This window comes from Reyranella sp., from assembly GCF_050185545.1.
Lineage (GTDB): Bacteria > Pseudomonadota > Alphaproteobacteria > Reyranellales > Reyranellaceae > Reyranella.
On record NZ_JBFWZI010000365.1, the window covers coordinates 1 to 2,617 of the forward strand.

Here is a 2,617-nt window from a genome sequence, read left to right on the forward strand (position 1 = left end):
AGCGCCCGTCGCCGGCGGAGATCACGAGCGCTCGCGGTCTGATCGTCGACGACATGCTCGGCGAGTTCCCCTTCACCGGTTCCGCGGAGCGGGCGCATGCGGTGGCGTTGCTGCTGCTTGGTTTTCTGCGGGCGATGATTGATGCGCCGACGCCGCTGCATCTGATCGAGAAGCCGACACCCGGCACCGGTGCGACGCTGATGGTCGATGCGATCGCGACCGTGCTCACCGGTGTCGGCGCCTCCGTGATGACCGAGGGTCGCGACGACGAAGAGTGGCGCAAGCGCCTGACCGCCAAGCTGCGCCAGATCCCCTCGATGGTGCTCATCGACAATCTGCGCCGCCCGCTCGATTCCTCGGCGCTCGCAGCAGCGCTTACCGCGCCCTTCTGGGAGGACCGGATTCTGGGTGTGTCCGAGATGACGCGATTGCCGATCCGCTGCGTCTGGATCGCGACCGGCAACAATCCCGAATTCTCCAATGAGATGGCACGCCGCATCGTGCGCATCCGGCTCGACGCCCGGGTGGATCAACCCTGGCGGCGCGAGGGGTTCCGCCACCCCGATCTCATGAGCTGGGTCCGCGCCAACCGGCCGCGCCTCGTCACGGCCTGCCTCACGCTGTGCCGGGCGTGGCTTGCCGCTGGCAGGCCACGCGGCGGGCGCATGATCGGCAGCTACGAGACCTGGTCGCGCATCATGGGTGGCGTTCTCGAGGTCGCTGGCATCGAAGGCTTTCTCGCCAATCTCGACGAGATGCTCGCCGCCGCCGATGGCGAGGGCGCGGTCTGGCGCAGTTTCATCGGCGCCTGGTGGGATCGCTTTGGCACGGCGGAGGTTGGCACCGGAGACCTTTATGAGGTGGGGCTGACCTGCGAGCCGCCGCTGCCGCTGGGCGCCGGAGGCGACCGGTCACAGCGCACGCGGCTCGGCAAGGCGCTCGTCCGCATGCGCGATCGGGTGTTCGATATCGACGGCCGCAAGATGCGCGTGCGCACGTCGGGCGTGTCCCATCAGGCCAGGCGCTGGCAGCTCACGATCGAGGGGGAACGTGGGGAACGTTTTCCGCCGGGTGTCGAGGCATCGGGCGGGGAACGTTGCACCGAAAAGGGGAACGTCGAAAACCAACGTTCCCCGGCCCAACCCCTTGAAACCAAAGGCTGCGGGGAACATGGGGAACATGGGGAACGTTTTTCGACACTAACGCATGCGCGCGGCTGCGCCCACGCGATAGAGGATCGGGAAAAACGTTCCCCACCTTCGTCACGTTCCCCAAACGCTGATACTTCAGCGGCTTATGCCGGGGAACATGCGGGGGAACGTCGCTCATCACGTTCCCCGAACGGCGCTGTGCCGAACTGGCTCGAGGAGGTGCTCTGATGGGCATGCTCCTTCGACCAGGCCGTCTCCAGGCGGCAGCGACCGGTCCGCCGCGATGGACCGTCAGTGTGAAACGAACCTTTGCTCGCGCTTCCTGGAGACATTCATGATCTCGACCATCGAAACCGGCCCCGCCGAAGCGCGGGGCATCACATACCGTCCGCATCCGGCTCATGCGCATCGCGCCATTCTCAGCCTCGATCTCGGCACCACGACCGGCTGGGCGCTGCGCAGCCATGACAGCCTGCTCACCAGCGGCACGGTCTCGTTCCGCCCCGGCCGCTATGATGGCGGCGGCATGCGCTATCTGCGCTTCCGAAGCTGGCTGGACCAGATCGCGGCCGATGCCGGCGGTCTTGCGGCGATCTACTTCGAGGAGGTCCGCCGCCATGTCGGCACCGATGCCGCCCACATCTACGGCGGCTTCCTGGGCATCCTGACCGCCTGGTGCGAGAGCCGCGCGATCGCCTATCAGGGCGTGCCCGTCGGCACCATCAAGCGGCACGTCGCGGCGAAGGGCAATGCCGACAAGGCCGCCGTCATGGCCGCCATCCGCGCCCGCGGCTTCTCGCCGGCCGACGACAATGAAGCCGACGCCATCGCCATCCTGCTCTGGGCCATCGAAACCGATGGCGGCGTGCGATGAGCGGGGAGACGATGCTCCGGCATGCCACGTCGGTGGTTGCTGAGCGCCGCAAAGCCTATGGCGATCCGGCTGTTTCCATGGCCGCCGTCGCCAGGCGCTGGTCGATCACGCTGGGGCATCCCATCACACCAGCACAGGTCGTGCTGTGCCTGATCGACCTGAAGCTCACCCGTCTGGCCCACGATCCCAGGCACCAGGATTCGATCCTCGACATCGCGGGCTATGCCGCCGTGCTGCAGGAGGTCAGCCGATGAGATGGGCGCCGCGCGGGTATGGCGGGGCGCGCCGGCCGCCCGAGCAGGTCAAGCGCGATGGCTGGCGCGAGCAGGGCGTGCTGGTGGTCGAGCAGGACGATGAGCGGCTGAGCTGGCCCGAGCGGGAACTGATCCGGCAACTGGGCGACAAACTCTACGGCGCGGGCCGCAAACGCCAGGAGACCAGGCATGACTGATTGGACCCCGGCCATGGTCGAGGAACGGCTGGTCGAAGCGGCGACCGTGCTGCGGCGGCTGCCGTCGGTGCGGATGCAGGGCTACTTCAGCACCTGGCCAGCCATCTTCGTCGAGTTCGCCGATCTGGTGGGGCAAACGCC

General features: G+C 67.4%; 4 protein-coding genes. All 4 read left to right on the plus strand.

The features are described from left to right. The coding region (locus AB7O82_RS38090) for a hypothetical protein (protein WP_428621950.1) at positions 1-1,379 on the plus strand (1,379 nt) is incomplete at its 5' end. A 106-nt stretch (positions 1,380-1,485) separates the two neighbouring features. After that, positions 1,486-2,025: a crossover junction endodeoxyribonuclease RuvC gene (locus AB7O82_RS38095; protein WP_428621952.1), complete on the plus strand. Its 540-nt coding sequence runs from the start codon at positions 1,486-1,488 to the stop codon at positions 2,023-2,025. A gap of 11 nt (positions 2,026-2,036) precedes the next feature. Beyond that, positions 2,037-2,279, plus strand: a complete 243-nt coding sequence (locus AB7O82_RS38100) for a DUF6378 domain-containing protein (RefSeq protein WP_428621954.1) — start codon at positions 2,037-2,039, stop codon at positions 2,277-2,279. Next, a complete protein-coding gene (locus AB7O82_RS38105) occupies positions 2,276-2,476 on the plus strand; it encodes a hypothetical protein (protein ID WP_428621956.1) in 201 nt (66 codons plus the stop codon). The genes AB7O82_RS38100 and AB7O82_RS38105 overlap by 4 nt, the downstream gene beginning before the upstream one ends. Positions 2,477-2,617: the final 141 nt, after the last annotated feature.

Coding starts and splice junctions, on each gene's coding strand:
- AB7O82_RS38105 (WP_428621956.1), top strand. CDS start 2,276: ATGAGATGGGCGCCGCGCGGGTATGGCGGGGCGCGCCGGCCGCCCGAG.
- AB7O82_RS38100 (WP_428621954.1), top strand. CDS start 2,037: ATGCTCCGGCATGCCACGTCGGTGGTTGCTGAGCGCCGCAAAGCCTAT.
- AB7O82_RS38095 (WP_428621952.1), top strand. CDS start 1,486: ATGATCTCGACCATCGAAACCGGCCCCGCCGAAGCGCGGGGCATCACA.